The following is a 15,752-nucleotide window of genomic DNA, read 5'->3' as shown; positions in this document are numbered from 1 at the left end:
CCGTCCCGGTTCAGCGGCTCTCTTCGAAAACAGAGCGGGCCACCCCGACAGCGTTGATGGCGTTGGGCCAGCCGGCGTAGAACGCCATCTGCGTCATGACCTCCACCAGTTCCTCGCGTGTCAACCCGTTCTGCAGACCCAGCGCCAGGTGAGACTTCAACTGGTCGGGCCGGTTCAGCGCGATCAATGCGCTGATCGTGGCGAGGCTCCGGTCGCGCCGGGACAGGCCGGGCCGCGCCCACACGTCGCCGAACAGCACCTGGTCCGTCAGCTCGGCGAGCTTCGGGGCGACGTCCCCCATCAGCTGCTGCGCGCGACTCGGCCCCGAAGGTGCAACCGATGCGCGCAGCCCGGCCTGTGCCGCCGCCGCGGCGTACGCGTTGTCGTCCAGCTTGTCCTGCCAGGTGACGACGCTGCCCGCCTCCTTCTCCGCCATCGCGATGTGGGTCATCGCCGCGTCGGGACTGGCGCCGTGCCAATGGCGGGCACCCGGAGGAATGTTCACCACGTCCCCCTGACGGATCGCCAGGGCGGGCTGCCCTTCCTGCTGCACCAGTCCGACGCCGGCGGTCACCACCAGCACCTGACCGTGAGGATGCGTATGCCAGGCCGTCCGGGCGCCTGCGTCGAAGGTCACCGTGGCGCCGCTGGCGGCGCCGGGGCCCTCCGACTGGAACGGTGTGCTCACGCGCACCTTGCCGCTGAAGTACGCCTCCGGTCCGGGGACCGCCGGGGCGCTGTTGGCGCTCTTGACCGTCACCGTCGCAACGGTCGCGTCGCCGCCGGTCGCGGCGCCGGCCATCGCGGCGGCGCAGCTCAGGCTGAGTGAAGCCAGGGTGTTTTTCATGAACGGTCCTTCTGAGGTGTTGCGGTCTGCGGCGCCACGCGCGCGAGGCGTTGCGGCCTGGCGATGCAGAACCAGGAAACGGCCAGGGCCAGGAGCATCAGCAGCGCGCCCACGTCCAGCACCGCGGAGATGCGCCTGGCAAGAATGATTTCGGACAGGCTCGGATCGCTGGACGTCGCAGTGAAGACGACGACCAGGAGCCCCAGCCCCAGCGAGCCGCCCAGTTGGTGGGCGACATTGACCAGTCCGGACGCGGCCCCCGCGTCATGCGGCGCGACGCCCGCCACGCCCGCCGACGTCAGCGGCGCGAGGAGCAGCCCCTGTCCCAGGCCGATGAGCACCATCGGCGGCGCGACGTCGATCCAGTAGGCCGCGGAGGCCCCGGCGCGACCCAGCCACCCCATGCCCACCACGCCCAGCGACAAGCCGATCAACAGCAGGGTTCCGGCGCCGTATCGCCGGGTCAGGCGCGGGATGGCCATCGCCGAGGCCAGGTTGGGCAGCGTGACCGGGAGGAAGGCCAGGCCCGCCTCCAGTGGACGCAGATGCAGCACCTGCTGCAGGAACTGCGTCGTGAAGAACCAGAATCCGACCGCGCCACCGAGGAACAGCATGCGCGCCAGGTAGGCCCCGCTGCGCTGGCGGCTCGCCAGGAGGCGCATGGGCAGGATGGGCTGCTTCGCGTGGCGCTCGATCGCAATGAAGGCCGCCACCATCGCGACACCCAGCACCAGGCTGACGATGGTCTGGACATCGGTCCATCCCGACTCCGCCGCGTGGACCAGCCCGTAGACCAGCGAGGCCATGCCGACCGTGGAGACCACGGCGCCCGCCACATCGAGCTGGCCGGTGTGACGCGGGGTCTCCGCGATGGACCGCCGCGCCGCCACGATCAGCACCAGGCCGATGGGCAGGTTGATGAAGAAGCCGGCTCGCCAGGACACCAGGTCGGCGAACAGGCCGCCCAGCACCAGGCCCAGCGTCGCTCCCGCACCGGCCGCCGCGGCGTAGAGCGCCAGCGCGCGCGTGCGCGCCGGGCCTTCGGCGAAATGGGTGGACAACAGCGCGAGCGTCGACGGCGCCAGCACCGCGGCACCGAAACCTTGCACCGCTCGCGCCGCGAGCAGGATGCCGGCGCTCGGTGCCAGGCCGATCACCACCGAGGCCGCGGTGAACACGCCCAGCCCGACGATGAACATGCGGCGGCGCCCCAGCAGGTCGCCCGCGCGGGCACCGAGCAGCAGCCAGCCACCGAAGGACAGCGTGTAGGCGTTCTGGACCCACGACAGCTGTGCGGCCGTGAAGCCCAGCGAGGACTGGATCTTCGGCAGCCCCGTGATGACGATGGAGATGTCCACCACGATCATCAGGTAGCTGGCGACGATGATGGCGAGCACCGCGTTGGGATGCGCCGAAGACGGAGGTTGTTCGGTCATGAGGATCGTTCGCGGGCAGGCGGGCCTCATGCCGAGGCCGGTCCCGCCCATGGAGGAGCGCCCGGCGACGACGCGCCGGGCGGCTCCGTTCAGGTCACGGCGGGGAGCGCCGCCAGCAGCTTGTCGACGGTGATGGGGTAGTCCCGCACGCGCACGCCCGTGGCGTGATGGATCGCGTTGGCGACGGCGGCGCTGACGCCGCACAGGCCCAGCTCGCCCACCCCTTTCGCCTTCATCGGCGAGGACAGCGGATCCACCTCGTCGAGGAACACCACGTCCTGGTGCGGGATGTCGGCATGCACCGGCACTTCGTAGCCGGCCAGGTCGTGGTTCACGAAGAGGCCGTGATGCGCATCGACCGCGAGGTCCTCCATCAGCGCCGCCCCGACGCCCATGGTCATCGCGCCGATGACCTGGTTCCGTGCCGACTTCGGATTGAGGATCCGACCCGCGGCGCAGACCGCCAGCATGCGACGGACACGCACCTCGCCGGTGAAGGCATCGACGGCGACTTCCACGAAGTGGGCGCCGAAGGTGCCCTGCTGCGTCTTGCGCGACAGCTCGCCGAACTCGATCAGATCCTCGGCGACCAGCCCCTGCGTGCCTGCGATCTCGCCCAGGGCGACGCTGCGGCCCGCCGCCGAGACCTTGCCGTCCGAGAACGTCGCCGTGGCCGGATCCATGCCCGCCTTGGCGGCCACCGACTCCCGCAGCTTCACGCACGCGGCGTAGACGCCGGCCGTCGAGCTGGTGGCGCCCCACTGACCGCCCGAACCCGCGGAGACGGGAAACCGGGAGTCGCCCAGCCTCACCGTGACCTGGGCCAGCGAGACGCCCATCATCTCCGCGGCGGTCTGCGCAATGATGGTGTAGCTGCCGGTGCCGATGTCGGTCATGTCGGTCTCGACCGTCACCCGGCCTCGCGCATCGAGGAGCACGCGCGCCGCCGACTTGGCGACCGGCGCACCCCGATAGGCGGCGGCGACGCCGAGGCCGATCAGCCAACGCCCCTCTCGCGTCATCCCCGGCTTCGGCGCGCGGCGCTCCCAGCCGAAACGCGTGGCCCCCAGGCGGAAGCATTCGACCAGCTGTCGCTGCGAGAACGCCCTGGACGCCTGCGCGTCCTCCTTGGGCCGGGTGAAGTCGGGCACCACCTGCGTGTCGTTGAGGATGCGCAGGGTCACGGGGTCCATGCCCAGCTTCTCGGCCAGCTCGTCCATCGCGATCTCGAGCGCCATGTGCCCGGTCGCCTCGCCGGGCGCGCGCATGGCGTTGCCTTCCGGAAGATCCAGCGTGGCCAGGCGCGTGGTCGTCATGCGGTGGGGCGCCGCATAAAGCACCCGCGTCTGCTGGACCGCGCCGTCGGCCTTGCCGCCGGGCAGGTCGCCCGACCAGCTCTCATGGCCGATGGCGACCAGCTTGCCGTCCCGGTTCGCGCCGAGCCGGATGCGCTGCAGGGTGGCCGGGCGGTGCGTCGTGTTGTTGATGATGAGCGCGCGCTGCAGCGCCACCTTCACCGGCCGCTTCGCCGCGCGGGCCCCGAGCGCGGCCAGCAACGCGTCGGACCGGACGAAGAGCTTGCCTCCGAAACCGCCGCCGACGAACGGCGACAGCAGGCGCACCTTCTCCTTCGGAATCCCCAGCGTCTTCGCGAGATCCCCCCGGCTCCAGTCGACCATCTGATTGGAGGTCCAGACGGTGAGTTCGTCCCCGTGCCACTCGGCCGTGGTCGCATGCGGTTCCATCATCGCGTGCGACAGATCGGGCGTGGCGTAGCTGGCGTCCAGCTGCACCGGCGCGGCGGCGAACGCTTCCGGGAAATTGCCGACCGCCGAATCCGCGGCACCGCCGGTGATGCCCTTGGGCGGCGGCGTGGCCGAGGCCTTCGCCTTGGCGAGCTCGAAGCTGCCCTCGGCCCGTTCGTACTCGATGCGCAGGAGCGCCGCGCCGGCCCGCGCCTGCTCGAAGGTCTCCGCCACCACCAGCGCGACGGCCTGGTGGTAGTGGTCGATCTCCGGCCCGCCCAGGAGCTTGGCGGTGTTGTAGGTCCCCTTGCCGAGCTGGCCCGCCGAGCGCGCGGTGACGATGGCGATGACGCCGGGCGCGCGACGCGCGGCGTCCATGTCCAGGGACTTGATCCGACCCTTGGCGATCGCCGCGCCGACGACCCAGCCGTAAGCGGGCCGGCCGCCATCCATGGCGCGCTCGCCCGCGTACGGCGCGGTGCCCGTGGTCTTTCGCGTGCCGTCGATCCGGTCGATGGGTTTTCCGACGACCTTGAGCTGGTCGATGGGATTGCTGGTGGCGGGAGTGTCGAACTTCATGGCTCAGCTCCTGGCTGGATTCAACAGGGAGGCGAGCGTCCGCTCGACCAGGGTGACCTTGAACGCGTTGTCGTGCGTCGTCGAGGCTCCGGCCAGGAGCTTCGCGGTCACGGCCTTCGCGCCTTCGGGCAAGGACGACTCGACGCCTTCGATCCGCCATGGCTTGTGCGCCACGCCACCCACGGCCACGCGCCCTCGCCCGTCGGCCTGCTGCACGAGCGCGACGGAGACCAGCGCGAAGGCGTAGGACGCCCGGTCACGGACCTTGTGATATCGATGCACGCCCCCCAACGGCGGCGGCAGCGTCACGGCGGTGATCAGTTCTCCCGCGTCCAGCGTGTTCTCGATGTGCGGGGTGTTGCCAGGCAGCTTGTGGAAGTCGGCAATCGGGATCACGCGGGTGGCCCCGTCGGGGCGCACCGTCTGCACCGTCGCGTCGAGCAGGCGCATCGCGATGGCCATGTCGCTGGGGTGGGTGGCGATGCAGTGCTCGCTGACGCCGACGATGGCGTGCTGCCGGCTGAAGCCCGGGATGGCGGAGCAGCCGGTCCCCGGCGCGCGCTTGTTGCACGGCAGGTTGGTGTCGTAGAAGTACGGGCACCGGGTGCGCTGCAGGAGGTTGCCGGCGGTCGTCGCCATGTTGCGCAACTGGCCCGACGCGCCGGCAACGATGGCACGCGCAAGCACGCCATAGTTCCGACGCACGCGCAGGTCCGTCGCCAGATCGGCGTTGCGCACGAGCGCGCCGATGCGCAGTCCTCCGTCGGCGGTCGGCTCGATCTTGTCCATCGCCAGCGCGTTGACGTCGACCAGGTGCTGCGGTGCCTCGATCTGCAGCTTCATGAGGTCCAGCAGGTTCGTGCCGCCCGCGATGAACTTGCTGCCTGGCCGGCTGGCCGCCGCCGCCGCGGCTTGCGCCGGGGACGTGGCGATCTCGTAGGTGAACGGCTTCATGCCTGGCCTCCCGCGACTTCTGTGATGGCCTCGACGATGTTCGAGTAGGCCCCGCATCGACAGATGTTGCCGCTCATTCGCTCACGCATCTCCGCCGGCGAGAGCAGCGGCTGGACGGTGATGTCCTCCGTGACGTGGCTCGGCACGCCGCGCTTGACCTCGTCCAGCATCGCGACGGCCGCGCAGATCTGCCCCGGCGTGCAGTACCCGCACTGGAAGCCGTCATGCCGGATGAAGGCCGCCTGCATCGGATGGAGCTTCTCGGGCGTGCCCAGTCCCTCGATGGTGGTGATGCTGTCGCGCTGATGCATGACCGCCAAGGTGAGACACGAGGCGATGCGACGCCCGTTGACGTGCACCGTGCAGGCGCCGCACTGGCCCTGGTCGCAGCCCTTCTTCGTGCCCGGCAGGTCCAGGTGCTCGCGCAGCGCGTCCAGCAGCGTGGTCCGGTTGTCGATCCGCAGCGTCTGCCGCCTGCCGTTGACCTCCAGCGAGATCGTGGAGGTGGGCAGCGAGCCCGGCGCCGGCTGCGGCGTGGTCTGCGCGCTCGCTTCAGCCGGGGCCGCGCCCGCGGCGGCGCTGGCCGCGCCGGCGATCAGCAATTCACGACGCGACATCGGCAAGAAGTCGGGGTTGTCCATGTCATGCTTCCTTTCAGGCTTCGGAGGGGGCGGGGCGGTGGCGGCATCCGATGGTCGGGCCGCGCCGCGGGGGATCACACGTCCAGGCGACGCTCGCTCATCCACTTCACGATGGCGGGATCGCGATGGGAGAAGAAGCTGCTCGTGTTCGTGTCGAGCGCGGCGATCCGGGCCATGTCGCTGTCCTCGAGCGTGAAGTCGAGCGACGCGAGGTTCTCCGCCATGCGCTCCTTGCGCACCGACTTCGCCAGCGCCGCGATGCCGCGCTGGGTCAACCAGCGCAGCACCACCTGGCCCACCGACCGGCCGTGCTTGCGGCCGATGGCGGTCAAGATCTCGTTCTGGAACAGGTGGTTCCGTCCCTCGGCGAAGGGCGCCCAGGCTTGCGCCTGCACGCCGAGTTCCTTCATGAACGGCGCCGCCTCCACCTGCTGCTGGAACGGGTTGACTTCGACCTGATTCACGGCCGGCGTCACCTCATTGAACGCAGCGATGTCCATCAACCGGTCCGGATGGAAGTTGCTCAAGCCGATCGCCCGGAGCTTCCCCTCGCGGTGCGCGTCCTGCATCGCTCGCCAGGAGCCGTGCACGTCGCCGAACGGTTGGTGGATGAGGTAGAGGTCCAGGTAGTCCAGCTGCAGGCGCTGCAGCGACTTGTCGATGGCGGCCCGGGTCTTCTCGTAGCCGGTGTCCTGGACCCACAGCTTGGAGGTGACGAAGAGCGAGGCGCGCGCCACGCCGCTCGCCTTGAGACCGCGGCCGACCGCAGCCTCGTTCATGTAGGAGGCGGCCGTGTCGATCAACCGGTAGCCGACGTCGATCGCGTCGACCACTGCGCGCTCGCACGCCTGCGGGTCCGCGATCTGGAAGACGCCGAAGCCCAGCAACGGCATCGACAGGCCGTTGTTCAGGGTCACTTGTTCCATGGGAGAAGCCTTCACAAACTGGATGGATGGACTCTAGGTCGCCCACCGGCATGCGAATAGCCCCAGATCCGTTGATGAATCGGCATGGATTTGATGACAATCGAAGCAACTTGAAAGGAGGTGCCCATGGCGTTCAACGAGCTGCGTTCAATCTCCACCTTCGCGAAGGCCGCGGAGCTCGGCAGCCTGCGGCGGGCCGCCGCGGCCCTGGGGATCAGCCCGCAGGCCGCCAGCCTGGCGTTGAGTCAGCTGGAAGGATTGCTGGGCGTCCGGCTCTTTCATCGCACGACGCGTGTGTTGTCGCTGACGGATGCCGGACAGCGGTTCCTGGAAGAGGCGCAGCCCGCCTTGCTGGGGCTGCAGCGTGCATTCCAGAGCGCCAAATCGTCCAAGGAGGAGATTGCCGGTCCGCTGCGCATCGTCGGCCCGAGGACCACCTTCCAGGGGATCCTGTGGGGGCTGTTGGACGAGTTCTGCGGGAAGTATCCGGACGTCCAGCCGGACGTGGTCCTGGAAGACCGGGTGGGCAACTGGGTGGAGGACCGGGTGGATGTCGGGTTCCGGCTGGGGCCGTCACCGCAGGAAGGGGTGATCGCACGGCGCCTGTTCCCCTTGCAGCTGATCGTCTGCGGCACGCGCGAGTATTTCGCCCGCCATGGCGTGCCCCGGACCATCGCGGACATCGGCGCGCACCGCTGCATCGCCTTCAGGAGTCCGGGCACGGGCAAGGTGGTCCCCTGGCGCCTGCGCGTCGGGGACCAACCGGTGGACCAGCCGGTGGTGCCGGCGATCTACAGCAACGACGAGGTCGTGGAGCTTCATGCCGTGCTGTCCGGCAAGGTGCTCGGTCAGCTCGCGGGAGTGACGGCGGCGCCGTACATCCGCTCCGGCCAGTTGGTGCCGGTGCTCCTGGACCACCTGCCCGATTTCGGCGGCTACTTCGTCTACTTCGGAAGCAGGACGTCCCAACCGGCACGGGCCCGAGCGTTCATCGAACTGGCCGTCGAGCGGCTGAGCCACAACGACGCCTACGTGCTGAGCGAGAAGGAGCTGGCGACGGCCAACAGGTCGCTGCGGCAGGCGTTGAAGTCCGTCCCGGCTCGATGAAGCGCGCTCGTCTTAGCCCGTCGCGCGCCCATGACTCCAACAAATCCCCAGCGGCATGGGCGAACCCGGCGCGCCACCGGTGGTGCCTGCGGTTGCCACCGCGCCTGCCGCGGCTACGGGGACACGCTTTCGGAGCCTGCCGTTCGCTACTGAACTGCTGAAGGCCTGACCACGCGCTCAATGGTGTCGGAAATTGGCACCATGGACTCCTACATTGAACTTCCCAGTTCAACAACGGATTCCTGATGCCCAGCAACACGCCTGCCGCGCTCAAGTGCACCCATGCTGAAGCCGCCGACCCAAACGCCATGTCGACCGCCATTTCGCGCTGAGCAGCATCACATGAAACGCATTCAGTATCACCAGTACGGCGGACCGGAGACCATGCAGCTTGAGGAGTTCAAGCTGGAAGAGCCCGGCAACGGGCAGGTCGCGGTCCAAGTGAAATTCGCCGCCATCAATCCCATCGACTGGAAGTTGCGCAATGGCCTGATGAAGATCGTCACAGGGCGAAGATTCCCGCGCGCGATGGGCATGGACTTTTCGGGGACGGTCATCTCCGTGGGCCGTGGCGTGACGCGCTTCAAGCCTGGCGACCCCGTCTTCGGCATGGCCCGGCTGAAGCAATGTGGCGCGTTCGGCAATGCCGTGATCACCAACGAGTCGTTCCTGGTCAGAAAGCCTGACAACGTCTCGTTCGAGGATGCGGCCTGCCTGGCGACTCCGGGCGTCATGGCCTGGATCGGACTCGTCGACCAGGCGGGGCTGCAACCTGGCCAACGCGTGTTCGTCAGTGGATGCGCGGGCGCCGTGGGCGAGGCGACCGTTCAAGTAGCCAGGATGCTGGGCGCCTCCGTGTCAGGCAGTTGCAGCGCCGGGGACATCGAACGCGTCCGCGCACTGGGTGTAGAGCACGTCTACGACTACCGAGAAACCGACTTCGCCAAGCTCGGCGAACGCTTCCATGTCGTCTACGACGCCGCCGCGACGCTGCCCACGGCGGTAGGCATGTCGCTCCTGCGGGAAGGTGGCATGCTCCTCGACCTCAACCCCATGCCCACGAAGTTCATCCGCGCCCTCCTGTCCCGCCGCTTCAAGGTCCTCCTCTGCAGCGCGAATGCCGACAACCTCGAACAAGTGGCCCATGCCGCCAGTGAAGGCCGATTGCGGCTGCCCATCGGCAAGAGGGTTCACTTGAACGACGCCATCCGACTCATCGGCGACGTCGAGGCAGGCAAGAAGATCGGCGGAAAAGGACTCATCGCCATGGAGTGATCATGTCACGCAGCTATCGACTCAACGAACTCCTGCAGGTGATGCGCCGGCGCCGTGGCACGGTATCCGGCGAGATGCTGGCGCGCGAGACCAATGTTTCATTGCGGACGATCCGCCGCGACATTGCCACCCTGCAAGGCATGGGCGCGCACATTGAAGGCGAGGCGGGCGTCGGCTACATCTTGCGACCGGACTCCTCGCTTCCCCCGATGTCCTTCACGGAGGAGGAGATCCAGGCCCTCGTAGCCGGTGCGCAATGGGTGAGTCGTCAGCCGGATGAAGCACTCGCACTCGCGGCTCAGAACGCCCTTGCCAAGATCAGCGGAGTGATCCCGGCCGAGATGAGGCGCGTCCTTGACGACGACTCGATCTATGTCGGCGGTCAAGACGCGCCGCACAGCCTTGACTTGGGGGAGGTTCGCCGCGCCCTGCGTGAGCAGCGCAAGATGCGCATCGTGTACACCGACCGGAACGGATCGACGGGCCAGCGGATCATCTGGCCCATCATGATTGGATATGTCGAGTCTCGCCGGTTGATTGCGGCTTGGTGTGAACTGCGGCAGGACTTCCGACGTTTTCGTGTCGATCAAATTCACGAGGCGGCTTTTCTTGCGGACCGCTATCCCGGGGAAAGGCGCCGCCTCGCCAAGGAGTGGCGGACCCGATACTGCCTCAACAAGTGTCTCGACCGGGTCACTGAATGAGGTCTGCCCGCTGGAGGATGAGGCAGACGTCCAACTTTCATCGGGTGGAGAACGTCCGACGAACCGTGTTCGTTGGAGTCACTCACCCATCGCCGCCTCACTCCACCGTCACGCTCTTCGCCAGATTCCGCGGCTTGTCGACGTCCGTGCCGCGTGCGCAGGCCGTGTGATATGCGAGGAGTTGCAGCGGCACCGTATGCAGGATCGGGCTGAGCGCACCGTAGTGCTCCGGCATGCGGATGACGTGGAGCCCCGGCTCGCTGTCGATCTTCGTATCGCCGTCGGCGAACACGAACAGCTCGCCGCCGCGCGCCCGCACTTCCTGCATGTTGCTCTTGAGCTTCTCCAGCAGCGTGTCGTTCGGCGCCACGGTCACGACGGGCATCTGCGCCGTCACCAGCGCGAGCGGACCATGCTTCAGCTCACCCGCCGGATACGCCTCCGCGTGGATGTAGCTGATCTCCTTCAGCTTCAACGCGCCTTCTAGGGCGATCGGATAGTGCAGCCCGCGGCCGAGGAACAGTGCGTTCTCCTTGCGCGCGAACTCCTCGCTCCATGCGATGACCTGCGGCTCCAGCGCCAGCACCGCCTGCACCGCCACCGGCAGGTGGCGCAGCGCCTTCAGGTGCTCCTGTTCCTGCTCTTCCGTCAGGTGCCCGCGCGTCTGCGCCAGCGCCAGCGTCAGCAGGAACAAGCCCACCAGCTGCGTCGTGAACGCCTTCGTCGACGCCACGCCGATCTCCGCGCCCGCGCGCGTGATGTAGGCCAGCGAGCACTCCCGCACCATCGCGCTTGTCGACACGTTGCACACCGTCAGCGTGTGCACCATCCCCAGCGAGCGCGCATGCTTCAGCGCCGCCAGCGTGTCCGCCGTCTCGCCGCTCTGGCTGATCGTCACCACCAGGGTCCGCGGGTTCGGCACGCTGTCGCGATACCGGTACTCGCTCGCGATCTCCACGCTGGTCGGGATCTTCGCGATGCTCTCCAGCCAGTACTTCGCCGTCGAGCCCGCGTAGAAACTGGTCCCGCACGCCAGGATCAGCACCGAGTCGATCTCCTTGAACACCCGGAACGCGCCGTCGCCGAACAGCTCCGGACTGATGCCCGACACTGCGTCCAGCGTGTTGGCGATCGCCACCGGCTGCTCGAAGATCTCCTTCTGCATGTAGTGCCGGTACGGGCCCAGCTCCGCCGCGCCGCTGTGCGCCTGCACGGTCTTCACCTCGCGCTCGACGTTGACGAAGCGCCCCGTCGTCGCGTCCTTGTTGCTGATCCAGTAGCGGCCCAGCTGCAGGTCGACCACGTCGCCCTCTTCCAGGTAGACGATCTGGTCCGTCACGCCCGCCAGCGCCATCGCGTCCGAGGCCAGGAAGTTCGCCCCCGCGTATTCGTCCTTGCCCACGCCCAGCACCAGCGGCGAGCCCTCGCGCGCACCGATCACGCGGTGCGGCTCGTCCTTGTGGAACACCGCGATCGCGAACGCGCCGCGCAGCTGCGCCACCGCCGTCTGCACCGCTTCCAGCAGGTCGCCGTGGTAATGGAAATCGACCAGGTGCGCGATGACCTCGGTGTCGGTCTGGCTGTGGAAGACGTAGCCGCGCGACTTCAGCTCGGCGCGCAGTTCATCGTGGTTCTCGATGATGCCGTTGTGCACCAGCGCCACGCGGCCCGGCTGCAGGTGCGCCTCGGCGCCCGGGCCGTGCGAGAAGTGCGGATGCGCGTTGTGCATCGCCGGCGCGCCGTGCGTCGCCCAGCGCGTGTGCGCAATGCCGGTGCCGGCCGCGACGCCGTCGTGCGCCGCCACCTCCTGCAGCTCCGCCACCCGCGAGGTGCTGCGCGCCCGGCGCAGTTGACCGTCCTGGTGGACCGCCACCCCGCACGAGTCGTACCCGCGGTACTCGAGCCGCTTCAGGCCCTCGATCAGGATGGGAACGATGTCCTTCTGGCTAACCGCGCCGACGATGCCGCACATGATGTGTCTCCCCGGATGTCCGGATGAATTTGCGAATGGCGGAATGCTAGGCATCACGGCGAGGTGGATGCTTTCAACATTCAACGATTGATGAAAGAATCCATCGCCTCGCTCCCTGTTTGGCGAATTATTTCATTCGCAAACCAATGATGGAATCTTCCCTCACACTCGACGCCATCGACTTGCGGGTGTTGGACCTGCTCCAGCAGGACGCCTCGCTGTCCAACCAGGCGTTGGCCGAGCGCGCCCATGTGTCGCCCGCGACCTGCCTGCGCCGCGTGCGGCGGCTGGTCGAGTCCGGCGTCATCGAGAAGCAGGTGGCCATCCTGTCGCCGGACAAGCTCGGCGCAGGCCTGTCGGCGCTGGTCGAGATCACGCTCGACCGGCAGGGCGCCGAGCACCTCGACGCCTTCGAGGCCATCACCGTCGCGGCGCCCGAGGTCCAGCAATGCTGGCGCGTGGCGCCGGGGCCGGACTTCGTGCTGGTGCTGCAGGTGCCGGACATGCCGGCGTATCACGCGCTGGTGCAGCGGCTGTTCACGCAGCAGGCCAACGTCCGCAACGTGAAGGCCTTCTTCAGCGTCAAGCGCGCGAAGTTCGAGCCGCGCCTGGCCCTCCCGGCGGCGCGGCCCTGATCAGCGCTTGAGGATCAGCAGGCCCTTGAGGTATTCGCCTTCGGGGAAGTAGATCGTCTGCGGATGGTCCGGCGTCGCGCCGACGCGATCAAGGATCAGGCCGTCCGCGCCCGCATCGATGCCGGCGCCGGCGACGATCTTGTGGAACAGCTCCGGCCCCACGCCGCCCGAGCACGAGAACGTGAACAGCAGGCCGCCCGGCTTCAGCAGCATCAGGCCGAGGCGGTTGATGTCCTTGTACGCCCGCGCGGCGCGCTCCGCATGCGCGGCGGTCGGCGCGAACTTCGGCGGGTCCAGCACGATCGCGTCGAAGCTGCGGCCCTGCTTGAGCATGTCGCGCAGCGTGTGGTTGACATCGGCATCCAGCGCCGTGTGATGCGCCGGGTCGAAGCCGTTGAGCGCGACGTGCGCCGTGGCGCGCGCCAGCGCCGGGCCGGACGAGTCGACGCTGATGACGTCCGTCGCGCCGCCTGCAAGCGCGGCGACCGAGAAGCCGCCGGTGTAGCTGAAGCAGTTCAGCACCGACCGGCAGCCGTAGTGCTTCACGGCCTCGCCGAACTTCCGGCGGTTGTCGCGCTGGTCGAGGTAGTAGCCGGTCTTGTGGCCCTCGGCCACGTCGAGGCTCAGCTTCCAGCGGTTCTCCGAGATGACGAGCTCGGTCGCGCCTTCGCCGCGCAGCCAGCCGGTGACGGGTTCCATGCCTTCGAGCGTGCGCACGTTCGCGTCGGAGCGTTCGTACAAGCGCGTGAGGCCCGTCTGCGCGAGCAGCAGGTCGGCGATGGTCTGCTTCCAGCGCTCGGTGCCGGCGGAGAGGAACTGCGCGCTGAGCGTGTCGCCGTAGCGATCGACGATCAGGCCGGGCAGGCCGTCGGCCTCGCCATGGATGAGGCGCACCGCATCCGAGTCGATCGGCATGCGCGCCCGCAGCGCGAGCGCCGCGGCGATCCGCCGCTCGAAGAAAGCTGCGTCGATGCGCTCCTTCTCATCGAAGCTCCAGGCGCGCACGCGGATCAGCGACTCCGGGCTGAACGAGGCCCAGCAGAGGAAGCTGCCGTCGGCGGCTTCCACGCGCACGGTCTCGCCGGCGTCGGCCTTGCCCCTCGCGATCGAGCCCTCGAAGACCCAGGGATGGCGGCGAAGGAGCGAGCGGTCCTTGCCCTCGCGGAGACGGATGGATTTCATGAGACGACTCTCTTCGATCGCGTACAGCCCCGATGAACACGGGGCAAACCCCGTTTTATCGGGTCTTTATCGCGAAGGCGATAATTTATCGGTCTGGCCGATAAAACTTGATAATTCGATTGCGCCCGACAACGATCAGCGCTGTGCCGCAGGCCCCAGCGTCCCGAACGCCCAGCCGACGTTCAGGCTGACCATCGGGGTGCTCTGCTTCTCGCCGCCGAGCGCCTTCCACTGGCCCACGCCGACCTTCACGCGCAGGCGGTCGCGCCCGGCGCCTTCCCACTGCGCCCACATCTCGCCTTGCGACACCGCGCCGCCGCCGACCGCCACGCCGCCGCCACCGGCCGCGCCGACCAGCGCCTCCGCGCCGACGCGCACGCCGTTCCACTTGGGCGACTGCGCGCCCAGACCGAACATGCCGTACGAGAACGCGCCCGCCTTGCCCAGCGCCGCGCTGCCCGCGTGCGCCACGCCGTACCACGGCCCGCCGAAGTCGCGCGTCATGCCGATGCCCAGGCCGGTCACGTTGTCCTTCGAGCCGTCCTTGAACTTGAACTCCTTGAAGTACGGCATGCTCAGGTACAGCGCCTGCGCGCGCACCGTGCCCGACTCCAGCGGCGGCGAGTTCAGGATGCGCGAGACCTTCTCCAGCGGCAGCGCCAGCGAACCGCGCACCTGGAGGGACTCATAGTTCCCCCACGGCGCCTTCATGTACCCCGCATCGAGCCGCAGCGTCGGACCCCACGGCGTGATCCAGCGCAGCGTCGGACCGACGCGCACCAGCCAGCCGTTGCCCGTGTCCATGTCGCCGCCGCCGCCCAGGCCGAACGAGAACTGGCCGCCGATGCGCAGCCGCTCGCTGCCGATGCCCCAGTCCTGGCCGGCGTTCGCGAGGATCTCCATGTAGCCGTCGTGTCCGCCGGACGCGGCGCCCGAGGCCTCCAGGCCCCACCACGACGAGCCGTCGCCGAAGTACTGCCGCAGGTCGCCGCCGGCCTTGCCCTTGCGGCCCGTCAGCGGCACGCCGCCGCGCGTGCGGCTGCCGGTGCGCGGCTTCTCGACGCCGGCGCTCAGCGCGATCTCGTCGAAGCCCATGCCCGTGCGATCGCCCGCGCGTCCCGGCGATCCCGAGTCGCTCGGATTGAAACTCAGGAACCGATCCATCCGCCCGATGGTGAACGCGACGCCGGTGTCCTTGATGTTGCCGTTGCCGTTCGGGAAAGTGATGTGCGACACGCCCACGCCGGCATACCAGTTGCCGAACTCGCCGCGCAGCGACAGCTCCGGCCGCAGCATCAGCCCGCCGCCGGCACGCACCTTGTCCGAGCTCACGCCGCCGCCCGCGCCCGCGTACAGGCTCGCCGCGAGGTGCACCTCCGGCGTGATGCGGAAGCGCCGCTGCACGTTGAAGCCGACCGTGAACAGGCCGCCGAATTCGCCCTTCGCCGCACCGTACGCGGCCGGGCCGAGGCCCCAGTCCTCGTTGACCGCCACCATGTAATGCGCGCCCAGGAAGGCCGTCTTCTGCCCCGTGGGCATCTTGACCGGCGACCAGTTCAGCTCGAAGGCGGCGGGTCGGCTGTCGGTGGCCGTGATGACCGGCGATGGCGCCGGACCCTGTGCTTGTGCTTGTGCCTGCGCCTGCGCCTGGGCCTGCACATGGGCCGCGAGCAGTGCCGAGCACAGCAGCAGCGGACGGGACGGGAACGGGGCGTTCGAAGCGTTCAGGACGGAGCGGAGCATCGTTGT

General features: G+C 68.5%; 13 protein-coding genes. 4 read left to right on the top strand and 9 right to left on the bottom strand.

The annotated features are described in order from the left end of the window. Nucleotides 1-10: 10 nt before the first annotated feature. The 6 genes from AC07PR_RS28275 to AC07PR_RS28250 form a co-directional block, all read right to left on the bottom strand. Nucleotides 11-847, bottom strand: coding sequence for a (R)-mandelonitrile lyase (locus AC07PR_RS28275; RefSeq protein ID WP_495137231.1), 837 nt, complete (start codon nt 845-847; stop codon nt 11-13). After that, nucleotides 844-2,283: an MFS transporter gene (locus tag AC07PR_RS28270; RefSeq protein WP_495137230.1), complete on the bottom strand. Its 1,440-nt coding sequence runs from the start codon at nt 2,281-2,283 to the stop codon at nt 844-846. The genes AC07PR_RS28275 and AC07PR_RS28270 overlap by 4 nt, the downstream gene beginning before the upstream one ends. An 89-nt stretch (nt 2,284-2,372) precedes the next feature. After that, complete coding sequence (paoC, locus tag AC07PR_RS28265; protein WP_495137229.1) at nt 2,373-4,607, bottom strand: aldehyde oxidoreductase molybdenum-binding subunit PaoC; 2,235 nt, start codon at nt 4,605-4,607, stop codon at nt 2,373-2,375. 3 nt (nt 4,608-4,610) lie between these two features. Continuing rightward, nucleotides 4,611-5,561 carry an FAD binding domain-containing protein gene (locus AC07PR_RS28260; protein ID WP_495137228.1) on the bottom strand — a complete coding sequence of 317 codons (951 nt, stop codon included), beginning with the start codon at nt 5,559-5,561 and terminating at the stop codon, nt 4,611-4,613. Next, nucleotides 5,558-6,202 (bottom strand): aldehyde dehydrogenase iron-sulfur subunit PaoA, encoded by a 645-nt coding sequence (paoA, locus tag AC07PR_RS28255; protein ID WP_495137227.1) that lies wholly within the window; start codon nt 6,200-6,202, stop codon nt 5,558-5,560. The genes AC07PR_RS28260 and paoA overlap by 4 nt, the downstream gene beginning before the upstream one ends. A gap of 74 nt (nt 6,203-6,276) precedes the next feature. Continuing rightward, entirely contained in the window at nt 6,277-7,128 is an 852-nt protein-coding gene (locus AC07PR_RS28250; protein WP_495137226.1) for an aldo/keto reductase, read from the bottom strand. A gap of 126 nt (nt 7,129-7,254) precedes the next feature. On the opposite strand from AC07PR_RS28250, the gene AC07PR_RS28245 reads away from it, so the two are divergent. The 3 genes from AC07PR_RS28245 (at nt 7,255) to AC07PR_RS28235 (ending at nt 10,214) form a co-directional block, all read left to right on the top strand. Next, complete coding sequence (locus tag AC07PR_RS28245; protein WP_495137225.1) at nt 7,255-8,235, top strand: LysR family transcriptional regulator; 981 nt, start codon at nt 7,255-7,257, stop codon at nt 8,233-8,235. A gap of 342 nt (nt 8,236-8,577) precedes the next feature. Next, nucleotides 8,578-9,510, top strand: a complete 933-nt coding sequence (locus AC07PR_RS28240; RefSeq protein WP_495137224.1) for an NAD(P)-dependent alcohol dehydrogenase — start codon at nt 8,578-8,580, stop codon at nt 9,508-9,510. Between the two features lie 2 nt (nt 9,511-9,512). Continuing rightward, complete coding sequence (locus AC07PR_RS28235; RefSeq protein WP_495137223.1) at nt 9,513-10,214, top strand: helix-turn-helix transcriptional regulator; 702 nt, start codon at nt 9,513-9,515, stop codon at nt 10,212-10,214. A gap of 97 nt (nt 10,215-10,311) precedes the next feature. Here AC07PR_RS28235 and glmS read toward each other — a convergent pair whose 3' ends face one another. After that, nucleotides 10,312-12,186, bottom strand: a complete 1,875-nt coding sequence (glmS, locus tag AC07PR_RS28230) for a glutamine--fructose-6-phosphate transaminase (isomerizing) (protein ID WP_495137222.1) — start codon at nt 12,184-12,186, stop codon at nt 10,312-10,314. 149 nt (nt 12,187-12,335) lie between these two features. Here glmS and AC07PR_RS28225 point away from each other — a divergent pair, with 149 nt between their 5' ends. Next, a complete protein-coding gene (locus AC07PR_RS28225) occupies nt 12,336-12,821 on the top strand; it encodes an Lrp/AsnC family transcriptional regulator (protein ID WP_495137221.1) in 486 nt (161 codons plus the stop codon). On the opposite strand, the gene AC07PR_RS28220 is transcribed toward AC07PR_RS28225, so the two are convergent. Then, complete coding sequence (locus tag AC07PR_RS28220; RefSeq protein ID WP_377157940.1) at nt 12,822-14,003, bottom strand: class I SAM-dependent rRNA methyltransferase; 1,182 nt, start codon at nt 14,001-14,003, stop codon at nt 12,822-12,824. A 135-nt stretch (nt 14,004-14,138) separates the two neighbouring features. Next, complete coding sequence (locus tag AC07PR_RS28215; protein ID WP_495137220.1) at nt 14,139-15,746, bottom strand: hypothetical protein; 1,608 nt, start codon at nt 15,744-15,746, stop codon at nt 14,139-14,141. Between the last annotated feature and the right edge of the window lie 6 nt (nt 15,747-15,752).

It is taken from the genome of Roseateles sp. GW821-FHT09H11 (assembly GCF_059415845.1).
Note: the sequence above shows the minus strand (reverse complement) of the source record. Positions and strands in the feature narration are given on the sequence as shown.

What these genes read in the sequence shown, in the direction of transcription:
- paoA (WP_495137227.1), bottom strand. Translation starts at nt 6,202, where the DNA reads ATGGACAACCCCGACTTCTTGCCGATGTCGCGTCGTGAATTGCTGATC.
- AC07PR_RS28245 (WP_495137225.1), top strand. Translation starts at nt 7,255, where the DNA reads ATGGCGTTCAACGAGCTGCGTTCAATCTCCACCTTCGCGAAGGCCGCG.
- AC07PR_RS28220 (WP_377157940.1), bottom strand. Translation starts at nt 14,003, where the DNA reads ATGAAATCCATCCGTCTCCGCGAGGGCAAGGACCGCTCGCTCCTTCGC.
- paoC (WP_495137229.1), bottom strand. Translation starts at nt 4,607, where the DNA reads ATGAAGTTCGACACTCCCGCCACCAGCAATCCCATCGACCAGCTCAAG.
- AC07PR_RS28270 (WP_495137230.1), bottom strand. Translation starts at nt 2,283, where the DNA reads ATGACCGAACAACCTCCGTCTTCGGCGCATCCCAACGCGGTGCTCGCC.
- AC07PR_RS28225 (WP_495137221.1), top strand. Translation starts at nt 12,336, where the DNA reads ATGGAATCTTCCCTCACACTCGACGCCATCGACTTGCGGGTGTTGGAC.
- glmS (WP_495137222.1), bottom strand. Translation starts at nt 12,186, where the DNA reads ATGTGCGGCATCGTCGGCGCGGTTAGCCAGAAGGACATCGTTCCCATC.
- AC07PR_RS28240 (WP_495137224.1), top strand. Translation starts at nt 8,578, where the DNA reads ATGAAACGCATTCAGTATCACCAGTACGGCGGACCGGAGACCATGCAG.
- AC07PR_RS28250 (WP_495137226.1), bottom strand. Translation starts at nt 7,128, where the DNA reads ATGGAACAAGTGACCCTGAACAACGGCCTGTCGATGCCGTTGCTGGGC.
- AC07PR_RS28215 (WP_495137220.1), bottom strand. Translation starts at nt 15,746, where the DNA reads ATGCTCCGCTCCGTCCTGAACGCTTCGAACGCCCCGTTCCCGTCCCGT.
- AC07PR_RS28235 (WP_495137223.1), top strand. Translation starts at nt 9,513, where the DNA reads ATGTCACGCAGCTATCGACTCAACGAACTCCTGCAGGTGATGCGCCGG.
- AC07PR_RS28275 (WP_495137231.1), bottom strand. Translation starts at nt 847, where the DNA reads ATGAAAAACACCCTGGCTTCACTCAGCCTGAGCTGCGCCGCCGCGATG.
- AC07PR_RS28260 (WP_495137228.1), bottom strand. Translation starts at nt 5,561, where the DNA reads ATGAAGCCGTTCACCTACGAGATCGCCACGTCCCCGGCGCAAGCCGCG.